The 20430-nt window shown below is 73.0% G+C and carries 18 protein-coding genes; 10 read left to right on the top strand and 8 right to left on the bottom strand.

The features are described from left to right. Positions 1-151 precede the first annotated feature (151 nt). Positions 152-1435, bottom strand: coding sequence for a phosphoserine phosphatase SerB (serB, locus tag M1O15_RS16430; RefSeq protein WP_248634613.1), 1284 nt, complete (start codon positions 1433-1435; stop codon positions 152-154). Positions 1436-1731: 296 nt separating this feature from the next. On the opposite strand from serB, the gene M1O15_RS16425 reads away from it, so the two are divergent. Then, on the top strand, positions 1732-4317 hold the full coding sequence (locus M1O15_RS16425; protein ID WP_248634612.1) for an ABC transporter ATP-binding protein/permease: 2586 nt from the start codon (positions 1732-1734) through the stop codon (positions 4315-4317). A 234-nt stretch (positions 4318-4551) separates the two neighbouring features. Here the strand turns inward: M1O15_RS16425 and M1O15_RS16420 are convergent, their stop codons facing one another. From M1O15_RS16420 to M1O15_RS16410, 3 genes are all read right to left on the bottom strand, one after another. Further along, a complete protein-coding gene (locus M1O15_RS16420) occupies positions 4552-5280 on the bottom strand; it encodes a transglycosylase SLT domain-containing protein (RefSeq protein ID WP_248634611.1) in 729 nt (242 codons plus the stop codon). Positions 5281-5586: 306 nt separating this feature from the next. After that, a complete protein-coding gene (locus M1O15_RS16415) occupies positions 5587-6780 on the bottom strand; it encodes an S-adenosylmethionine:tRNA ribosyltransferase-isomerase (RefSeq protein WP_282576831.1) in 1194 nt (397 codons plus the stop codon). After that, entirely contained in the window at positions 6777-7433 is a 657-nt protein-coding gene (locus M1O15_RS16410) for an SDR family NAD(P)-dependent oxidoreductase (protein WP_372499488.1), read from the bottom strand. Before M1O15_RS16410 ends, M1O15_RS16415 begins: the two co-directional genes overlap by 4 nt. 138 nt (positions 7434-7571) lie before the next feature. Between M1O15_RS16410 and M1O15_RS16405 the strand changes: the two genes are divergently transcribed. The 3 genes from M1O15_RS16405 to M1O15_RS16395 all read left to right on the top strand — a co-directional run bounded on the left by M1O15_RS16405 (position 7572) and on the right by M1O15_RS16395 (position 9733). After that, positions 7572-8723 (top strand): GAF domain-containing sensor histidine kinase, encoded by a 1152-nt coding sequence (locus tag M1O15_RS16405; protein WP_248634609.1) that lies wholly within the window; start codon positions 7572-7574, stop codon positions 8721-8723. Beyond that, positions 8716-9363, top strand: a complete 648-nt coding sequence (locus M1O15_RS16400; RefSeq protein WP_248634608.1) for a response regulator — start codon at positions 8716-8718, stop codon at positions 9361-9363. Before M1O15_RS16405 ends, M1O15_RS16400 begins: the two co-directional genes overlap by 8 nt. 124 nt (positions 9364-9487) lie before the next feature. Then, on the top strand, positions 9488-9733 hold the full coding sequence (locus M1O15_RS16395) for a chaplin (RefSeq protein WP_248634607.1): 246 nt from the start codon (positions 9488-9490) through the stop codon (positions 9731-9733). A 1393-nt stretch (positions 9734-11126) separates the two neighbouring features. Here M1O15_RS16395 and M1O15_RS16390 read toward each other — a convergent pair. After that, positions 11127-11936: an Rv1486c family protein gene (locus M1O15_RS16390; protein WP_248634606.1), complete on the bottom strand. Its 810-nt coding sequence runs from the start codon at positions 11934-11936 to the stop codon at positions 11127-11129. A 192-nt stretch (positions 11937-12128) separates the two neighbouring features. Here M1O15_RS16390 and M1O15_RS16385 point away from each other — a divergent pair, with 192 nt between their 5' ends. The 5 genes from M1O15_RS16385 to M1O15_RS16365 all read left to right on the top strand — a co-directional run bounded on the left by M1O15_RS16385 (position 12129) and on the right by M1O15_RS16365 (position 17091). Next, positions 12129-12920, top strand: coding sequence for an ABC transporter ATP-binding protein (locus tag M1O15_RS16385; RefSeq protein ID WP_248634605.1), 792 nt, complete (start codon positions 12129-12131; stop codon positions 12918-12920). Positions 12921-13024: 104 nt separating this feature from the next. Next, positions 13025-13453, top strand: a complete 429-nt coding sequence (locus M1O15_RS16380) for an NfeD family protein (RefSeq protein ID WP_248634604.1) — start codon at positions 13025-13027, stop codon at positions 13451-13453. Between the two features lie 178 nt (positions 13454-13631). Further along, entirely contained in the window at positions 13632-14603 is a 972-nt protein-coding gene (locus M1O15_RS16375) for an SPFH domain-containing protein (RefSeq protein ID WP_248634603.1), read from the top strand. Positions 14604-14780: 177 nt separating this feature from the next. Continuing rightward, positions 14781-15548, top strand: a complete 768-nt coding sequence (locus tag M1O15_RS16370) for a sulfite exporter TauE/SafE family protein (RefSeq protein WP_248634602.1) — start codon at positions 14781-14783, stop codon at positions 15546-15548. Between the two features lie 364 nt (positions 15549-15912). Further along, positions 15913-17091, top strand: a complete 1179-nt coding sequence (locus M1O15_RS16365) for a Cmx/CmrA family chloramphenicol efflux MFS transporter (RefSeq protein ID WP_248634601.1) — start codon at positions 15913-15915, stop codon at positions 17089-17091. A 55-nt stretch (positions 17092-17146) separates the two neighbouring features. On the opposite strand, the gene M1O15_RS16360 is transcribed toward M1O15_RS16365, so the two are convergent. From M1O15_RS16360 to M1O15_RS16350, 3 genes are all read right to left on the bottom strand, one after another. Next, positions 17147-17695, bottom strand: a complete 549-nt coding sequence (locus M1O15_RS16360) for an HNH endonuclease (protein ID WP_248634600.1) — start codon at positions 17693-17695, stop codon at positions 17147-17149. A gap of 192 nt (positions 17696-17887) precedes the next feature. Further along, positions 17888-18427 carry a YbhB/YbcL family Raf kinase inhibitor-like protein gene (locus M1O15_RS16355; RefSeq protein ID WP_248634599.1) on the bottom strand — a complete coding sequence of 180 codons (540 nt, stop codon included), beginning with the start codon at positions 18425-18427 and terminating at the stop codon, positions 17888-17890. Between the two features lie 91 nt (positions 18428-18518). Further along, positions 18519-19301: a sporulation protein gene (locus M1O15_RS16350; RefSeq protein WP_248634598.1), complete on the bottom strand. Its 783-nt coding sequence runs from the start codon at positions 19299-19301 to the stop codon at positions 18519-18521. A gap of 277 nt (positions 19302-19578) precedes the next feature. Here M1O15_RS16350 and M1O15_RS16345 point away from each other — a divergent pair, with 277 nt between their 5' ends. Next, positions 19579-20229 carry a DNA-3-methyladenine glycosylase gene (locus M1O15_RS16345; RefSeq protein WP_248634596.1) on the top strand — a complete coding sequence of 217 codons (651 nt, stop codon included), beginning with the start codon at positions 19579-19581 and terminating at the stop codon, positions 20227-20229. Positions 20230-20430 lie beyond the last annotated feature (201 nt).

Genomic DNA, 20430 nt, shown 5'->3' with positions numbered 1-20430 from the left:
CCGCCGCCCCTGCTCCTGCCCCCGGCCACCCGCCCGCGACCGTCGCCCCGGCATCGCCCAGGGCGGCCGGGCGGCGGCCTCGGCCCGCGTCCTCCGTGACCGCCGCCGGGCCCCGCCCCACCCCGTACCGCTTCGGGCCGGGGCGCGGCCCCTACTGTCCGGCCCGGTCCTCCGCGTCTGCGTACCTGTCGTCCCCGTACCCGTCGTCCTCGTCCCCGTCTCCGGCCTCCGCGTCCGCGGATTCGACCTCCTCGCGGGTGATGCCCAGCAGATACAGCACCGTGTCCAGGAACGGCACATTGACCGCGGCGTGGGCGGCGCGGCGGACCACGGGCTTGGCGTTGAACGCCACCCCGAGCCCGGCCGTGTTGAGCATGTCCAGGTCGTTGGCGCCGTCGCCGATCGCCACCGTCTGGGCCAGCGGCACCCCCGCCTCGGCGGCGAACCGCCGCAGCAGCCGGGCCTTGCCCGCCCGGTCCACCACCTCGCCGACCACCCGCCCGGTCAGCTGCCCGTCCACGATCTCCAGGGTGTTGGCGGAGGCGAAGTCCAGCCCCAGACGCCCCTTCAGGTCGTCGGTGACCTGGGTGAAGCCGCCCGAGACCACCCCCACCTGGTAGCCCAGCCGCTTCAGGGTGCGGATCAGCGTGCGGGCGCCCGGTGTCAGCCGCACCTCGGCCCGTACCTTCTCCACCACCGAGGCGTCCAGCCCGGCCAGCAGGGCCACCCGCGCGTGCAGCGACTGCTCGAAGTCCAACTCCCCGCGCATCGCCCGCTCGGTCACCTCGGCGACCTCCGCCTCGCAGCCGGCGTGCGCCGCGAAGAGCTCGATCACCTCGTCCTGGATGAGCGTCGAGTCCACGTCCATGACGACCAGCCGCTGCGCCCTGCGCTGCAACCCGGACGCCACCACCGCGATGTCCACCCCGATCTCGTGCGACTGGGTGGCGAGCGTGGTGCGGAGCAGCCCGGTGTCGGCGCCCGACACCGCGAACTCCACCGCCGTCACCGGGTATTTGGCGAGCCGGAAGATACGGTCGATGTTGCCGCCGGTGGCGGTGATCGCGGACGCTATGGCCGCCGTCTTCTCCGAGGTCAGCGGGTTGCCCAGAACGGTCACATGGGAGCGGCCCATCCCGCGCGGCCGGTTGTCGCCCCGGCCGGAGATGATCTCCGCCTGGAGTCCGAGCGACTCGGCCCAGCTGTGCACGGTGGCCCGCAGCCCGCCCTCGCCGCCCGCGGCCGGCGCGGTGACCAGCGCGCACAGCACGATCCGGCCACGGGTGACGACCTGCTCGATGTCGACCACGTCGAGGGAGTAGGCGGCCAGGGTGTCGAAGAGCCCGGCGGTGATCCCGGGCCGGTCCTTCCCGAAGATCTTGACGAGAAGGGTGGGGACGTCGGCGGGGACCTCGGAGGTCTGCGAAGCGCTCATGGTCCTCCCACCGTATCCGGCCCCTGCGCCCGGGCGATTCCGCATCCCGCGTACCGGACAGCCGGGCGGCGCAGGCGGTCGGGCAGCCGGGACGGCGCCGGACCGCCCGGACAGCGGGGCCCGAACCCGCACAAGGCGTACACCCCGCGGCACCGCCCCACGCGGATCGCGAACCGGCCCCCGCATCGCCCGACTTTCGAATAGGGGACCGGGCCTGAAATAGTTCCCCAGGATGTTCGACATCCCCAGCCTCCCTCAGGGGGGAGACACTCGGGGGACGACTAGTGGGGCATGGAGTGCCGGAACTCGTACTGGAACTGAACGGAAGGACCTGGGCCCTCGATCCGTCCAGGTCGTACACCCTGGGACGCGACCCGCAGGGCGACGTGGTGATCGACGACGCCAGGGTCTCGTGGCGGCACGCCACCCTCACCTGGAGCGGCCGGGGTTGGGTCATCTCGGACCACGGCTCGACCAACGGCACCTACGCGCAGGGCCAGCGGGTGGCGCAGGCGGAACTGGTACCGGGCTCGCCCGTGCACCTGGGCAACGCCACCGACGGCCCCCGGCTCACCGTGAGCCCGGCCGGGGCCGGCACCGGGGCGTACGCGGGCACCGCGGCCCCGCAGGCGCAGCGGCCGCAGTCGCAGTCGCACGCACCGGAGGCCCCGGCGCAGCAGCCGCACTGGCAGCAGCCGGCCGCCGCCCCGCACGCCCAGGCGCCGCACGCCCAGGCCGGGGCCGGGGTCCCGCCCCAGGCGCCGGCGTCCTCCGACTGGCAGCAGCCCCCGGCGCAGGGGCAGGTCCCGCCCCAGGTGAGCAAGGCCCCCGGCCAGCCGGGCCCCGGCCAGGACGGTGGCGGGCCGGCCTACGGCGACCGCAGCCCCACCACCTTCCACCAGGTGGCCCTCGGCCGGGTGATGCGGATCGGCCGTGCGCTGGAGAACGACCTGGTCGTCTCCGACCTCCAGGTCTCCCGCCACCACGCCGACTTCCACGCCACCCCCGACGGCCGCTTCGAGATCCGCGACCTGGGCTCGCACAACGGCACCTACGTCAACGGCCAGCCGCTCGCCAAGTCCGGCACCGCACTGATCGGCGCGGGCGACATCGTCGGCGTCGGCCACTCGACGTTCCGGCTGGTGGGGGACCGGCTGGAGGAGTTCGTCGACACCGGCGAGGTCTCCTTCTCGGCCCGCCACCTCACCGTCACCGTCGACGGCGGCAAGCAGATCCTGCGGGACGTCTCCTTCGGCGTACCGGAGAAGTCGCTGGTCGCGGTCATCGGCCCGTCCGGCTCCGGCAAGTCCACGCTGCTGAAGGCGCTCACCGGCTACCGCCCGGCGAACGAGGGCGATGTCCTCTACGACAACCGCAACCTCTACAAGCAGTTCGCCGAGCTGCGCCAGCGCATCGGGCTGGTGCCGCAGGACGACATCCTGCACAAGGAGCTGACCGTCCGGACGGCGCTGAAGTACGCGGCCAAGCTGCGCTTCCCCGCCGACACCACCGCGCAGGAGCGCGAGGCCCGGATCGACGAGGTGCTGCGCGAGCTCAAGCTCGACATCCACAAGAACAAGAAGATCACCGCGCTCTCCGGCGGCCAGCGCAAGCGCGTCTCGGTCGCCCTGGAGCTGCTGACCAAGCCGTCGCTGATCTTCCTGGACGAGCCCACCTCCGGGCTGGACCCGGGCATGGACCGCGATGTGATGCAGCTGCTGCGCGGGCTCGCCGACGACGGCCGCACCGTCCTGGTGGTCACCCACTCCGTCGCCGAGCTGGCGCTCTGCGACAAGCTGCTGGTCATGGCGCCCGGCGGTTCGGTGGCCTACTTCGGCCCGCCGGAGGAGGCGCTGAACTTCTTCGGCTACGAGTCCTGGGCGGACGTCTTCTCGGCGTTCGAGAACTACCGCGACTACGACTGGGCGGGCCGCTGGAAGGGCTCGCAGCACTACCAGCTGTACGCGGCGGACATCGACAGCCAGGCCCCGCAGTCCGTGCAGATGCCGTCCGCGCAGGCGATGCGGCCGCCCAAGCCGCAGGGCTGGGGCGCCCAGCTGCTCACGCTGATCCGGCGCTATCTGTCGGTGATCGCCTCCGACAAGGGCTTCATGGCCCTGATGGTGATCCTGCCGGCGGTGCTGGGCACGGTCTCCGTGCTGGTCAGCTCCGACTTCGGGCTGCGGCCCGGCCCGCGCGGGCCCAACGGCAGCGCGGCGGTCATCCTGCTGATCCTGGCGGTGGGCGCCTGCTTCGCCGGTGCGGCCAACTCCGTACGAGAACTGATCAAGGAACGGGTCATCTACGAACGGGAACGTGCCACCGGCCTGTCCCGCTCCGCCTATCTGATGTCCAAGGTGATCGTCCTGGGCATGATCACCGTGCTCCAGGGCGCGATCATCGGCGGTATAGGCTTCGGTCTGCGCGACCTCCCCGACGAGGGGCTGATCTTCGGCTCCTCGCTGGTCCTGCTGGAGCTGACCCTGCCGATCATGGCGCTGGGCTTCACCGCGATGATGTTCGGCCTGATCATCTCCTCGCTGGTGAAGACCGCCGAGAAGACCATGCCGCTGCTGGTGATGTTCGCGATCATCCAGGTCGTCTTCACCGGCTGCCTGTTCACCCTGCACGGCCAGGTGGGCGTCAACGAGCTCTCCTACCTGATGCCGTCCCGCTGGGCGGTCGCCGCGGCCGGCGCCACCGCCCAGCTGAACGTCCTCTTCCCCAACCAGGACGACCCCACCGACACCGACCCGCTCTGGGACCACGAGCTCGGCGTGTGGGTCTTCGACATGGGCATCCTGCTCGCCCTCGGCGTGCTGTGCGGGATCGTCGTGGCGCGGCTGCTGCGCCGCCACGAGCCGGAGGTCATGCGCAAGTGACCCGCTGAGTCCGCCGGGGAGCGGACACCTCCCCCCGGGCCCCCGGGAGCGGACACGGGAAGGGCGGCACCCGCGAGGGGTGCCGCCCTTCCCGCGTTCCGGCGGTCCCACACCGGAAGCGTCCCCGGCGCGTCCGACCGGCCCAAGCCCGCTCGGGCGGTCGCGCGCCGGAAGTCTCAGCGGGGGTACGCGGCCCGGACGGGGGCCGCGCCCACACGCGCCGATCCGGTCGGATCAGTAGGCGCTGTTGACGTTGTCCATGGAGCCGTAGCGGTCGGCCGCGTAGTTGCAGGAGGCGACGATGTTCGCCACCGGGTCCCACTGGCTCTTCTTGGTGCCGTCGACGTGGTAGGTGTCGAAGGTCGGCTTGATGATCTGCAGCAGGCCGATGGACGGCACGCCGTTCTGGGCGTTGATGTCCCAGTTGTTGATCGCCTTCGGGTTACCGCTGGACTCACGGATGATGTTGCGGTGGATGCCCTCGTAGGTGCCGGGGATGCCCTCCTTCTTCATGATGGAGAGCGCCTCCTTGATCCAGCCGTCCAGGTTGTCGGCGAAGACCGGCTTGCGGGCGGCGGCGCGGCTCGCGGCGGCCTTGACGGCGGCGCGCTCCTTCGCGGCGGCCTCGGCCTTGGCCTTGGCGGCCGCGGTGGCCTTCACCTTGGCGGCGGTCTGCGCCTTCGCCTTGGCCGCGGCGGCGTCCGCCTTGGCCTTCAGCTCGATGGTGGTCTGCTGCTGGGACAGGCCCAGGTGGAGCGGGGTGCCCTCGGTCTTGCCCAGCGAGGCGACGGTCGCGGCGGCGGGGGCGACGGCAACGTTCTGCGGCTCGGTCTGCGCAGAGGCGGCATTGCCGGGGATGACGGTGAAGCCGATCGCGGCGGCGCTGAGCGTGGCGACGCCGGCGAGGGAGAGCTTGTGGTTCTTCTTGAGACGGCTGAAGCCGTTGCGCGTGCTGGCGGACATGCAGTCGTACCTCTTCGAGTTCGCGGAGTGTCGCCTTCGGCCGGGAGCGGCGCTGCGCCTGCTCGGCGGGCAACGGCTGCAATTGTTAGCGGCCGCAAAATCGGGTGGCAAAGGTGTGACGTACGAAGCCGCCTAGTGGATCAGCGGGGACCGAGATGTCCGATCAGCCCCACTACCTACTCGTTCGACCAGCACTCATTTCGGACTTATCTTTCCACTACTCCCGTTCGTAAGTGATGTAGGCCCTATGTGCGGGCTCACATCGGGCCCCTCGCGATTTCACCGATTGTTGCACTGGCAATGCGCTCAGTAAGGCATTTCCTCCCCAAGGATGAGGTGCACGTCGCCGAACTCGTGCCAGAGGTAGCGACGGCCAAGCGCCTCGGCGTACGCGACCCTCAGCGCCGCCCGCCCGGCGACCGCCTCCAGCATCAGCAGATGCGAGGCCTCGGGCTCGTGCAGCCCGGTCAGCAGCCCGTCCACCGCGCGCACCCCGCGCCGGGGCGTCACCACCAGATCCGTCCAGCCCCGCGCGGCCCGTACGGTGCCGTCCGGCCCGGTCGCCGACTCCAGTGCCCGTACCGCCGTCGTCCCCACCGCCACGATCCGCCCGCCACCCGCCCGGGCCGCGTTCACCAGCCGGGCGGTGGCCGCCGGCACCTCGTACCGCTCCGGATACGGCGGCTCATGCGCCTCCGCCGACGCCACCCCCGTATGCAGCGTCAGCGCCGCGAACCAGACCCCCCGGCCCACCAGCTCCGCCACCAGCGGCGCCGTGAAGGGCCGCGCCGCGCTCGGCATCTCCGCCGACCCGGCCCCGTCCGGCCCCGGCCGGGCGAAGACCGTCTGGTACGCGGCCAGGGGCTGGTCCCGCTCGGTGTACCCGTAGCGGATCGGCCGCCCGTACCGCGCCAGCAGCCCCGCCACCCCGCACCGCTCCCCACCCGCGGCCCCCGCACGCGCCCCCGGCCACCCCACCGACACCCACCGCAGCCGCCCCGACCCCGGGACCAGCGGCTCCTGCACCCCCAGCCGCGCCCCGCCGGGCAGCCGCACCACCGCGCCCTCCCGGACCGCCGGGCCCGGCCGGGTGCTGCCCCGGCCGTCCGGCTCCCGCAGCTCCACCGCCCAGCGGCCGTCGTCCCCCCGGGTCGAGAAGTGGACCACCACCGCCTCCCCGGCCCCGTCCGCCCCCAGCCGCCCGGTCACCGCGGCCGGCAGCGTCGCCGAGGTGTTCACCACCAGGACGTCCCCGGGGCGCAGCAGCCCCGGCAGCTCACGGAAGGCGTGGTGCGACGCCGCCCGCCCCCGCGACACCATCAGCCGTACGTCATCCCGCCCCGCACCCCGTACCTCCGCGGGCACCCGCGCCGACAGCTCCGCCGGCGGCGCCGCCGACACCGGCCCCTCTCCTTTCCCCGTCCCAGGACCGGCCCCGTCCGCGAGCCCCCGCTCCCCGGCCGCCTCGCACCCGGCCCGCACGCCTCCACCAGCCCTCATGCCTCCTCCCCCTCCCTCTCCCCCTCGCCCTCCAGCAGCGCCGCCGCGGTGTACCGCCCGCTCGGCGGACGCTCGGCCACCAGCCGCAGGAAGGCAGGCGCCACGGACTCCGGGCTCGGCCGCCCGGAGACGTCCTCCGGCACCGCGGCCGCGTACAGGTCCGTCGCCATGTCACCCGGATCCACCGCCCACACCCGCAGCCCCGGCTCCTCCACCGCCAGCACCGCCGCCAGATGGTCGAGCGCCGCCTTGGACGCCCCGTAACCGCCCCAGGTCCCGTACGGCTCCACCGCCGCGTCCGAACTGACCGCGACCACCGCCCCCACCGCACTCGCCCGCAGCGGCGGCAGCGCCTCCTGCACCAGGCCCAAGGCCGCCACCGTGTTCACCTCCAGCGCCGTCCGCAGCCCCGCCGGCGGCAGCTCGGCCAGCCGCACCAGCGGCTCCGCCCCCAGCGCGCTCGCGTTGTGCACCAGCAGGTCCACCCCGCCCAGCCCCCGGGCGGCCGCCACCAGCTCCGCCCGGTGCGCTGCGTCCGTCACATCCCCCGGCACCGCCACCACCCGCGTCCCGTGCCCCCGCACCCGCCGCGCGCTCTCCACCCTCCCGGGAGGGAGGAGCGGCCCCACTTCTCCGGGGCCCGACCCCCTCAGCGTCCGCGCCCGCCACCCCCACCCGCCTCGTCCGCCGGAACCGGGCCGGGAGGGGACTTCGGCCTAGGCCGAGCGACCCACCCCCCGGCCGTCCACAGCCCGATACGGACGGTCACCGCCCCCGGGTAACGTGAACTCATGACCGATCGACCACCCCGCACCGGCCTCGCCGCCGTCAGCACCGCGCTGCTGGCCATGAGCCGCCACCTGGAGGTGCGGGACGTCCTCAAGACGATCACCGCCTCCGCCCGGGAGCTGCTCGACGCCGAGTACGCGGCGCTGGGCGTCCCGGACGACCACGGGGGCTTCGCCCAGTTCGTCGTGGACGGCGTCAGCGAGCAGCAGTGGAAGGCGATCGGACCGCTGCCGCGCCAGCACGGCGTCCTCGCGGCGATGCTCCAGGAGGCCCGGCCCGAGCGGCTGGCCGACGTCCGCAAGGACCCCCGCTTCGAGGGCTGGCCCTCGGCCCACCCCGAGCTGACCGACTTCCTCGGCATGCCGATCCGGGACGGCGAGGAGACCATCGGCGCCCTCTTCCTGGCCAACAAGCACTGCCCGGCCCCGCAGGAGGGCCGCTGCGGCTTCACCGCCGAGGACGAGGAACTGCTCGGCATCCTCGCCCAGCACGCCGCCATCGCCCTGGCCAACGCCCGCCTGCACGAGCGCAGCCGCGAGCTCACCATCGCCGAGGAGCGCTCCCGCCTCGCCCACGAGCTGCACGACGCCGTCAGCCAGAAGCTCTTCTCCCTCCGGCTCACCGCGCAGGCCGCCGCCGCGCTGGTCGACCGCGACCCGGCCCGCGCCAAGGGCGAGCTCCAGCAGGTCGCCGCCCTCGCCGCCGAGGCCGCCGACGAGCTGCGCGCCGCGGTGGTCGAGCTGCGCCCCGCCGCGCTCGACGAGGACGGCCTCGTCCACACCCTGCGCACCCAGATACAGGTCCTCGACCGCGCCCACACCGCCCGGGTGACCTTCGACAGCTGCGGGGTGCGCGCCCTGCCCGCCACCCAGGAGGAGGCCCTGCTACGGGTCGCCCAGGAGGCCCTGCACAACGCGCTGCGCCACTCCGGCGCCGGCAAGGTCGCCGTCTCCCTGGCCCGCCGCGGCCAGGGCGCGGTCCTCAGCGTCACCGACGACGGCAAGGGCTTCGAGCCCCGGACGGTCCGCCGGGCCGGCCGCCACCTCGGCCTGGTCTCCATGCACGACCGGGCCGGCGGCGTCGGCGGCACGCTCACCGTGCGCTCCACGCCCGGCAAGGGCACCACGATCGAGATGGAGGTCCCCGGTGGCTGACAAGACCATCCGCGTCCTGCTGGTCGACGACCACCAGGTGGTCCGCCGCGGACTGCGCACCTTCCTGGAGGTCCAGGACGACATCGAGGTCGTCGGCGAGGCCGGTGACGGCGCCGAGGGCGTCGCCCTCACCGAGGAGCTGCGGCCCGACGTCGTCCTGATGGACGTCAAGATGCCCGGGATGGACGGCGTCGAGGCCCTGCGCACCCTGCGCGAGCGGGACAACCCCGCCCGTGTCCTGATCGTCACCAGCTTCACCGAGCAGCGCACCGTGGTCCCCGCCCTGCGCGCCGGCGCCTCCGGGTACGTCTACAAGGACGTGGACCCCGAGGCGCTCGCCGGCGCCATCCGCTCCGTGCACGCCGGGCACGTCCTCCTCCAGTCCGAGGTCGCCGGCGCCCTGCTCTCCCACGACGAGGTGGGCGGCGCGGGCACCGGACGCGGCGGCACCCTCACCGAACGCGAACGGGAGGTCCTCGGCCTGATCGCCGACGGCCGCTCCAACCGCGAGATCGCCCGCGCGCTGGTCCTCTCGGAGAAGACCGTCAAGACCCACGTCTCGAACATCCTGATGAAGCTCGACCTCGCCGACCGCACCCAGGCCGCGCTGTGGGCCGTACGCCACGGCTTGTCCGGTTAAGCCCGGCCTGACATTCATACCGTCGGGTGTATGTCACCCACTCGGCGCAACCCGAGGAGCCCTCCGCCGTTGTTCAGTGCCCCGGTGCGGTGATCACCGCACCCCGACCAACGGAGGAATCCCCATGCAGAACCTCAAGAAGGCCGCCGCCCTCACCCTGCTCGCCGGCGGCCTCGTCGCCGCCACCGCGGGCGCCGCGTCCGCCACCGACGGCGCCCACGCCCACGGCACCGCCATCGGCTCCCCGGGCGTCGCCTCCGGCAACCTCGTCCAGGCCCCGGTCCACGTCCCGGTGAACGTCAGCGGCAACAGCGTCAACGTCATCGGCCTCCTCAACCCGGCCTTCGGCGACGTAGCCCTCAACCACTAAGCGGCCCCCGCGCGGGCAGCGTGGGCGACGTGGGCGGCTTGCGCCGCCGGTGACCGGGCCGGGCTGCTGCCCGGTGGCCTCGCTGACGCGGGTGGGTCTGCCCTGGTTTCGGTCCGGTGGCCTTTCGCCGGTCCGGTGGTCGGGTCCGCTCTGCGGTGGGTGGGGGCGTGGGCACTCCGGGCTCACGTGCTCGCCGCTCGCGCTTGCCGTTCGACGGTCAAGCGCACCGCCTCATTACGCTCGGCGGCTCCGCGCGCGACCCTGCGTACCCCCACCCGACCGGCGGCGCACTGACCCCATCGCCGTGGCTGATGACCTCCGGGCCGCCCCCCACCCGACCGGCGGCACATCGTCCCGTTTCGCTGTGGGTGGTGACCTCCGGACCGACGGCCCGCACCCGGCCGGCGATGCACTGACCTGTTTTGTCGTGGGTGATGGCCTCCGGGCCGATGGCCCTCACCCGCCCGGCGAGGCACTGCCCCCTTTCGCTGTGGGTGGTGACCTCTGGGCCGATGGCCCCCACCCGACGGGTGATGCGCTGCCCCGCTTCGTCGTGGGTGGTGACCTCTGGGCCGACGGCCCGCACCCGGTCGGCGATGCACCGCCCCGTTTCGCCGTGGCCGATGACCTCCCGGCCGATGGCTCCCACCCGGCCGGCGGCGCACCGCCGTTTCGCGGTGGTTGCGCACTACCGGGCCGAGAACCCGGACCGCCTCGTCCGGACCCCACCGGACCGGCGTGGGGACCCCGCCCACCCGGTAGGGCGACTGCCCCTCCACGGCGGCGGCCAGTCTTCCGGGCCATGGGCCTGCACCGGCCGGACGTCACCGCCCGGCGGGTGATACGGCCGGCCCGGGAGACCGCAGGTGTCCTGCGGTCTCCCGGGCCTCGGGCCCGTACGACCGGGTACGGCCTTCCGGTTTCGGTCCCCGACCGCCGCCCGGAGGCTGGCCCGTGGCGAACCAGGTCCTGCCGGGCCGAGGGCCCGCACCGCTCGGACGCTACTGCCCGGCGGGTGGTACGGCCCCCCGGGCTCGTACAACCAGCTGCGGCACCCTTTCGGCCTGGGGCCCGTACCGCCGCGTCGAACGTTGGTCCCGGCCGTCAGGCCGGGAGATGGGGCCACCGGGGGTGCACTCGCCCTCCGGACGTTGGGTGGGGTACGCAGGGTCGCGCGCGCAGCCGCCGAGCGTAATGAGGCGGTGAGATTGACCTCGAACGGTCAGCGCGAGCGGCGAGCACGTGAGCCCGGAGTGCCCCGCCCCCCACCCACCGGGCAGAGTGCACACCCACCGGACCGGCAAACCGCCACCGGACCGAAACCAGGGCAGACGCAGACGCGTCAGCGAGGCCACCGGGCGGACCCGGTCAACGGCGGCGCCAGCCGCCCACGTCAGCCGCGCTCCCGTTCCCGCTCCTCGACCCACGCGTTGAAGGCCGCCACCTGCGCCCGCCGGGCCACCCGCTCCACCGGGCGCAGCGCCTCCGCACGCGCCGCCATCTCCGACGCGCTCACCGCCCCGCCCGCACCCCGCAGGGGCTCGTACGCCAGCGAGACCATCAGCCCCACCCGCTGGGCCAGTTCCAGCACCCGTACCGCCCGCGGCGGATACCCCGGGGCCAGCAGCTCCCGACCCGCCGCCGCCCGCGCGCGGTACGCGTCGATCGCCGCCTCCGCGACCGGACCGGAGGCCGCCACGTCCAGCTTCGTCAGCACCACCGTCGCCTCCCGCAGCGCCTCCGCCAGTTCGCGCTCCGCCTCACCGAGCGAGGGCACGTCCGCCGGCGGGGCCTCCCGTACGGGCAGGCAGTGCCAGACCACCTCCACATGGACGTCCTCGGCGTGCGCCGCCCCGCCGGGACCCGCCTCGTATACCTCGGGCACCAGACCGAACGGCGCTCCGGTGCCGACCACCGCCTCCTCGGCCTCCAGGGCCCGCGCGTTGAACTCCGGCGGGCCGCTGAGCCCCAGCGGATGCCCGGGCGCGGGCAGCGCCACCCGCCATCCGGAGACCCCGAGGGCCCGCAGCCGGCCCAGCGCCAGCGTCAGCCCGACCGGCGAGGACTCACCCGGCAGCCCCTCCACCCGGTGCACCGCGTCGTCCCCGACGACCGCGAGCACCGCGTCGTCCGGCGACACCAGACCTGCCAGCAGGGCGTTCCCCCATGCGGCCAACCGTCCTGAGCGTGGTTCCGAGAGCATCCCCCCAGCCTAGGACCACCCGTGGCCGGCTCGGACGGCCGGAACCCGTGGCCGGATCCGGCCCTCGCGCCCGGCGTCCTCCACCGGTGGCGTAGGTTTTCCCTGGACGCCACGTACCCGCACGTGCACCGCGTCCACGGACGCGCACCGCGTGGACGAGAGACCCGACAGGACAGGGGAGACAACGCACTCATGAGCGATGTGCTGGAGCTGGTGGACGTATCCGTGGTCCGCGACGGACGCGCTCTGGTGGACGACGTCTCCTGGTCGGTCAAGGAGGGCGAGCGCTGGGTGATCCTCGGCCCCAACGGAGCGGGCAAGACCACCCTCCTCAACATCGCCTCCAGCTACCTCTTCCCCAGCCGCGGCGACGCCACCATCCTCGGTGAGCGGCTCGGCCGGGTCGACGTCTTCGACCTCCGCCCCCGCATCGGCATGGCCGGGATCGCGATGGCCGAGAAGCTCCCCAAGCGCCAGACCGTCCTGGAGACCGTGCTGACCGCCGCGTACGGCATGACCGCCACGTGGAACGAGGACTACGACGCCGTGGACGAGGACCGCGCCCGCGCGTTCCTCGACCGGCTCGGGATGACGGAGTACCTGGACCGCCGCTTCGGGACCCTCTCCGAGGGCGAGCGCAAGCGCACCCTCATCGCCCGCGCCATGATGACCGACCCCGAGCTGCTGCTGCTGGACGAGCCGGCCGCCGGCCTGGACCTCGGCGGCCGCGAGGACCTGGTGCGCCGCCTCGGGCGGCTCGCCCGCGACCCGTACGCCCCCTCGATGATCATGGTCACCCACCATGTCGAGGAGATCCCCCCGGGCTTCACCCATGTCCTGATGATCCGCCAGGGCAAGGTGCTCGCGGCCGGCCCCATGGAGATGGAGCTGAGCTCGCGCAACCTCTCCCTCTGCTTCGGGCTGCCGCTGGTGGTCGAGCACGTCGGCGAACGGTACACCGCCCAGGGCCTCCCGCTCTCCTGACTCACGAACCCGCCCGCGTACGGGGCCGGTTGACCGGGCGTCGCACGGTGGCGGGAGTCCGCCGCGCCCTGTCGGCGCGCACTCCCGCGACCTACCATGACCAGGTGGACATCGACGCATGGGTCTGGTGGCTGATCGGCGCGGTGGGGCTCGGCATCCCGCTCGTCCTGACCGCGATGCCGGAGTTCGGGATGTTTTCCGTCGGCGCGATAGCCGGAGCCGTCACCGCGGCCCTCGGCTTCGGCGTCGTCGCGCAGGTGCTGGTGTTCGCGCTGGTCTCCGTGGCGCTCATCGCGGTGGTCCGCCCCATCGCCGCCCGCCACCGCGACGGCCGCCCCCAGCACGCCAGCGGGGTGGACGCCCTGAAGGGCCGCCAGGCCGTCGTACTGGAACGGGTGGACGGGGCCGGCGGCCGTATCAAGCTCGCCGGTGAGGTCTGGTCCGCCCGCGCCCTCGACGCCGACGCGGTCTTCGAACCGGGCCACAAGGTCGACGTGGCCGAGATCGACGGGGCGACCGCCGTCGTCATGTGACGATGCCGGTGGATGACGGCCCGCCACACCGGCCTCGGCGCAAGGCCCTTGAGCCGAACCGGCACACGCACACCCGCGCATCTGGAAGACTCGATCTCGATCAAGAAGAGTTCAGAGAAGAGCTCAGAGCCAACCGGCAGCGACCGGCAACCGGCAGCAAAGGGGCACGGGGAGCACGATGCCATCAGTCATCATCGTCCTGGTCATCCTGGTGGTGCTTGTCTTCATCGCCCTGATCAAGACCATCCAGGTCATTCCACAGGCCAGCGCCGCCATCGTGGAGCGCTTCGGCCGCTACACCCGCACCCTCAACGCGGGCCTCAACATCGTCGTCCCGTTCATCGACTCCATCCGCAACCGGATCGACCTGCGTGAACAGGTCGTCCCCTTCCCGCCGCAGCCGGTCATCACCCAGGACAACCTGGTCGTCAACATCGACACCGTCATCTACTACCAGGTGACCGACGCCCGCGCCGCGACCTACGAGGTCGCCAGCTACATCCAGGCCATCGAGCAGCTCACCGTCACCACCCTGCGCAACATCATCGGCGGCATGGACCTGGAGCGGACCCTCACCTCCCGCGAGGAGATCAACGCCGCCCTGCGCGGTGTGCTCGACGAGGCCACCGGCAAGTGGGGCATTCGCGTCAACCGCGTCGAGCTGAAGGCCATCGAGCCCCCCACCTCCATCCAGGACTCGATGGAGAAGCAGATGCGCGCCGACCGCGACAAGCGCGCCGCCATCCTCACCGCCGAGGGCATCCGCCAGTCCCAGATCCTCACCGCCGAGGGCGAGAAGCAGTCCGCCATCCTCCGCGCCGAGGGCGAGGCCAAGGCCGCCGCCCTGCGCGCCGAGGGCGAGGCCCAGGCCGTCCGCACCGTCTTCGAGGCCATCCACGCCGGCGACGCCGACCAGAAGCTGCTCTCCTACCAGTACCTCCAGATGCTCCCGAAGATCGCCGAGGGCGATGCCAACAAGCTCTGGATCGTGCCCAGCGAGATCGGTGACGCCCTCAAGGGCCTCTCCGGCGCCTTCGGCAACCTCGGCAACGGCGCCACCGGCTTCAACCCCGGCGGGCCCGGCGGCAGCAGCGGCGGCGGCAAGGCCGCCCCGCCCGCCCAGCGCCGCGAGGAGCCCCCGGTCGACTGACCCACCCGCCCTTCGTGCATGATCGGTCCCTGAGGAGGCGGCCGGTACGGCGCCCGCGGCCCACCCGCCGCGACGCACCGCGCCGACCGCCTCACGCCGTACCAGGCACCGACCAGCGCACCGATCAGCGCCGGCCCCGGCTCTCCCCGGCCCCCGGCACCGAACGAAGGGCACACCGTGACGATCTGGGAGATGCTCGCCGTCTTCGCCGCGGGCATCGGCGCCGGCACCATCAACACCATCGTCGGCTCCGGCACACTGATCACCTTCCCGGTGCTCCTCGCCACCGGACTGCCCCCGGTCACCGCCACCGTCTCCAACGCCCTCGGGCTCATCCCCGGCTCCATCAGCGGAGCCATCGGCTACCGGGCCGAACTCGCCGGCCAGCGCCGCCGGATCCTGCGCCTGGGGATCGCCGCCGCCATCGGCGGACTGTGCGGAGCGGTCCTGCTCCTCCTGCTGCCGTCCACCGCGTTCGAGACGATCGTGCCCGTCCTCGTCGCCCTCGCCCTCGTCCTGGTCATCCTGCAACCCCGGATCTCCCGCGCCGTCCAGCGCCGCCGCGAACGCGAGAACACCGAGACCAGCCCGACCGGCGGCCCGTTGCTCTTCGTCGCGCTCCTGCTCGCCAGCGTCTACGGCGGCTACTTCACCGCCGCCCAGGGGATCATCTACCTGTCCCTGATGGGCATGCTGCTCAACGACACCCTGCAGCGGCTCAACGCGGTGAAGAACGTCCTCGCGGCCATCGTCAACTCCATCGCCGCGCTCTTCTTCCTCTTCGTCGCCCACTTCGACTGGACGGCCGTCGTGCTCATCGCCGTCGGCTCCACCATCGGCGGCCAGATCGGCGCCAAGGCGGGCCGCCGCCTCCCGCCGACCGCGCTGCGGATCGTCATCCTCGTCGTCGGCACCCTGGCGATCGTCCAGCTCCTCCTCCGCTGAATCTCCATGGCGAAATGCGGATGCCCCGGGCCGACCGCCCCGGTAGCGTGCGCGCCATGTCGAGCCCCGAATCGGACGAGTCGGGGGCTCACGGTCACGCCGTCAGCCCCCGGAACCCCTGAGCCCCAGGCCCCGTAGCCGCCCGATCCCGGGCACGGGGTCCCGGACACCAGCCGGAGAGCCGGTGTCCGGACACCGCTCCCTGCCCACGCCCTGCCCATTCCTCCGCCTTCCGCCGCGCCGTCCGCGCGGCGCGTGCGCGGACGGGTGGCTCATGCGCGGAGGGGTGGCGGTGGCCGCCCCGGGGCGCTGACCGCGGTGACGAGACGTCTCCTTCTCGTTCTCCTCACCCCGGAGCCACTCGATGCCCCTGCCGCTCTATCTGCTCGCCCTGGCCGTCTTCGCCATGGGCACCTCCGAATTCATGCTGGCCGGCCTCCTGCCGGACATCGCCACCGACCTCGACGTCAGCGTCGGCACGGCGGGCAGCCTCACCTCCGCGTTCGCCGTCGGAATGATCGCCGGAGCGCCGCTCCTCGCCGCACTCGCCCGCGACCTCCCCGCCCGCGCGAGCCTCCTCGGCTGCCTCCTGCTGTTCGCGGCGGCCCATGCCGTGGGCGCCGCCACCACCAGCTTCCCGGCCCTGCTGGCCACCCGGATCGCCGCCGCGCTCGCCAACGCGGGCTTCCTCGCGGTCGCCCTGACCACCGCCACCGCCCTGGTGCCTCCCGACCGGAAGGGACGGGCCATGGCGGTGCTCTTGTCCGGCACGACGGTCGCCACCATCGCCGGAGTCCCCGGCGGATCGGCCCTCGGTACCCTGCTCGGCTGGCGGGCCGCCTTCTGGGCCGTCGCCCTCCTCTGCCTGCCCGCCGCCCTCGGCGTCCTCATAGGACTGCGGGGGAGCGGAGAGCCCGCGCGGCCCCTTTCGGAGGACGGCACCGCACCACCCGCCCTGCGGTCCGAGCTCGGCCGGCTGCTGCGGCCCCGACTGGCCCTGACCATGCTGCTCGGGGCCCTGGTGAACGCCGCCACCTTCGGCAGCTTCACCTTCCTCGCCCCCGTGGTCACCGTCACCGCCGGACTGGACGACCTGTGGATCACCACAGTCCTGATGCTCTTCGGCGCCGGCTCCCTCACCGGAGTGACCCTCGCGGGGCGGCTGTCCGACCGGCACCCCGGCCTCGTCCTCGCGGTCGGCGGCCCGCTCCTGCCGGTCGGCTGGCTCGCCCTCGCCACGCTGGCCGGCAAGCCGGCCGCGCTGTTCACCCTGGTCTTCCTCCAGGGCACGCTGTCCTTCGCGGTGGGCGCCACCCTGATCGCCCGCATCCTTTACGAGGCCGCCGCCGGAGCACCCGTCATGGCCGGTGCGTACGCCACCGCGGCACTCAACACCGGCGCCGCGGCCGGTCCCCTCGTCGCCGCGACCGCCCTGGGCACCGCCGCGGCGGAGCGCGGGCCGTTCTTCGCGAGCGGAGTCCTCGCCCTCGCCGCCCTCGCCCTCCACACCGCGTCCATCCGGCGGGGCGAGCCGCCCCGTTGACGCCCGGCGGCAGGGGGCAGACACCCCCTGCCGAACCGGCACACCCCTCCCGGGCTCAGGCCGCCGTCGCCGCCACCCCACCGGCCCCCGCGACCGGCACCACACCGCCCGGCGTCAGCCACTCCGGCAACTGCGCCCGCTCACCCGTCCGCAGCCCCAGCAGCATCGCCTCCGCGGGCGACGGCACGAACGGCTGGTGCAGCAGCGGCATCCCCGCCTGCTCCGGAGTCCGGTCCGCCTTGCGGTGGTTGTCCTCCGCGCAGGACGCCACCGTGTTCAACCAGGTGTCCCCGCCGCCCTGCGCCCGCGGCACCACGTGGTCCACCGTCGTCGCGCGCCGCCCGCAGTACGCGCACCGGTGCTGGTCCCGCACCAGCACCCCCCGCCTCGACCACGGGGCCTGTCTTCGGAACGGCACCCGTACGTACCGGCAGAGCCTGATCACCCGGGGCACCGGGAGCTCCACGGCGGCCGCGCGCATCCGCAGCCTCGGGTGCTCCTGCTCCACCACGGCCTTGTCCGTCAGCACCAGCACCACCGCACGGTTCAGCGTCACCGTCGACAGCGGCTCGAAGCTCGCGTTGAGTACCAGAGTGTCCCGCAACCTGCCCACCTCCCGTGTGCCGGCCCGCCCCCCGGCGGGCTTGGACCAACTCTGGCCGGGCCCCGGGGCGAGGACAACGCAATATCCGCTCCCCGCCCCCGGCCATCCGGCGACGCTGGAAAAGAAATTTGCCCGCTCCTGATCTCTCCAAGACCAGGAGCGGGCAAACAACGGGAGAACGACGGACCCGGATCAGCCCTTGGCGGGAGCCCCGTACTCGGCCACCAGCTGCGCCCGCGCCAGGGCGTGGAAACGCAGATGGAAGCCGACCGCCGCCGGCGTCGACTCAGCGTCCGTACCGAGCTTCTCGGTGTCCACCGCGTACACCGTGAACACATACCGGTGCGCCGGATCGCCCGGCGGCGGGGCGGCCCCGCCGAAATTCGTGGAGCCGTAGTCGTTGCGCGCGTGCACCGCGTCCTCCGGCAGGTCCTCGAACCCGTCCCCGCCCGCGCCGGCCGGAAGCTCCGTCACCGACGCCGGGATGTCGAACAGCACCCAGTGCCAGAAGCCGCTGCCCGTGGGCGCGTCCGGGTCGAAGCAGGTCACGGCGAAGCTCTTGGTCTCCGCCGGAAAGCCCTCCCAGCGCAGATGCGGCGAGGTGTCCCCGCCGACCTGCACCTGAGCGTCCGCCAGCACGCCTCCATGCTTCATGTCATCGCTCACCACGGTGAACGACGGCACCGGCGGATGGAAGTCATGAGGAAGCGGAGCCCGCTGTCCCTCGGCCACGTGTGCACCTCCGTATCGATCGACTGCTCACCGGTCCGGCCGGACCGGCCGGACCGGCGTCCGGGTCCCGGGTACCCCGGGGTGGCGGGGATCAGAACCAGTTGCGACGGCCGCCGACATCGGCGAGCCACTGGTTGAGGTACGCCACCCAGTCCGTGCCCGCGAAGTCGTTCAGCCCCACCTGGAACGCCCGGTAGGAGTCGCTGCCCTCGCTGAACAGCCCCGGCTTCTTGTCCATCTCCAGGATGACGTCCATCTCGCGCCCGTCGGCGACGAACGTCACCTCCACCTCGTTCAGCCCCCGGTACTGCTGCGGCGCCGCGAACTCGATCTCCTGGTAGAACGGCAGCCGCTGCCGCGTACCGCCGATGTGGCCCCGCTCCATGTCCGCGCTCTTGAAGCGGAAGCCCAGCTGGATGAAGGCGTCCAGGATCGCCTGCTGCGCCGGCAGCGGGTGCACGGTGATCGGGTCGAGGTCACCCGAGTCCACCGCCCGCGCGATCTCCAGCTCGGTGCGCACCCCGATGTCCATACCGCGCAGCTGCTGCCCGGCGACGGCGGTGACCGGGGTCTCCCACGGGATGTCCAGCCCGAACGGCACCACGTGCACCGCGCCCGCCTGCAGCTCGAAGGCCCCGCCGAGCCGCACCTTGGCGAACTCGATGTCCTGCTTCACCTCCTGGTCGCCGCCCTCGACCTCGACCCGGGCCTGCAGACCGACGGACAGCGCCTCGATCCGCTGGTCCACCGAGCCGCCCTGGATCCGCACCTCACCCTGGACCACACCACCGGGCACCACGTTCGACTCGGTCAGCACCGTCTCCACCGACGCGCCACCGGCTCCCAGGCTCGCAAGCAGCTTCCTGAACGCCATGTCCACTCCCTCTCGGTCTCCGGACCCCTTCGGTCCGGCAGCCCAGTCTCCACTGACCGGGTCCTTCGTACGTCGACGTCGTCCCCGGTCCTTCTCGGATCCCTCGCACCCGCGAGGTGTCACGCGAGTCCTTGCCGGGCCCCTTGCCGGGCCTCTTGTATACGGGCATACGCGCCGGCCACCGGTCCGGTTCCCCGCCCGGGCCCGCGGCACCCGTACGACCGACCCCCGAAGGACCCGGACGGACACCGGATCCGTACGACTACGCTCGGACGCCATGATCGAGAGCCCGGACCGCCCCGACCGTACGCCGCTGCCGCGGGACTTCTTCGACCGCCCCGTCCTGGAGGTCGCCCCCGACCTGCTCGGCCGCACCCTGGTGCGCATGACCGACGACGGCCCCATCGAACTGAGGCTCACCGAAGTGGAGGCGTACGCGGGTGAGGACGACCCCGGCTCGCACGCCTACCGGGGCCGCACTGCCCGCAACGCCGTCATGTTCGGCCCGCCCGGCCACGCCTACGTCTACTTCACCTACGGGATGTGGCACTGCCTGAACCTGGTCTGCGGCCCCGAGGACCGGGCGAGCGGTGTCCTCCTCCGTGCCGGGGAGGTACGCGTCGGCCAGGAGCTCGCGCGTAAGCGGCGGGTTTCGGCCCGGTCGGACAAGGAACTGGCCAAAGGCCCGGCCCGTCTGGCCACCGCGCTGGACGTCGACCGCACCCTCGACGGCACCGACACCTGCGCCGGCCCGGACTCTCCCCTCGCCGTTCTCACCGGTGCCCCCGTACTGCCTGACCAGGTGAGCAGCGGCCCGCGCACCGGGGTCGGCGGGGAGGGCGCGGCCCACCCCTGGCGCTTCTGGATCGACGGCGACTCCACGGTCAGTCCCTACCGGGCGCACACTCCGCGCCGACGGAGGTCTTGACAGGGCTTGACTTGGCAGGCGCGACCGCCTAGTGTCGACCAAGCCGCAAGAGCAGGGCGTGCCGTTCGTGCACCCCTGGGGCGGCAAAACCCACCACAGCAATCTACCACCTCTCTTGAGGGCGGTTTCCGTCATGCGCGGATTCTGTTCTCGCCGACTCGATTATGAATCGGCAGAGGAAATGGTCTAACGTAGTGGACA

The organism is Streptomyces lichenis (genome assembly GCF_023218175.1).
In the GTDB taxonomy this organism is placed as follows: Bacteria; Actinomycetota; Actinomycetes; order Streptomycetales; family Streptomycetaceae; genus Streptomyces; species Streptomyces lichenis.
The sequence above is the reverse complement of the archived record's forward strand: the minus strand, read 5'-3'. Positions and strand labels throughout refer to the sequence as shown.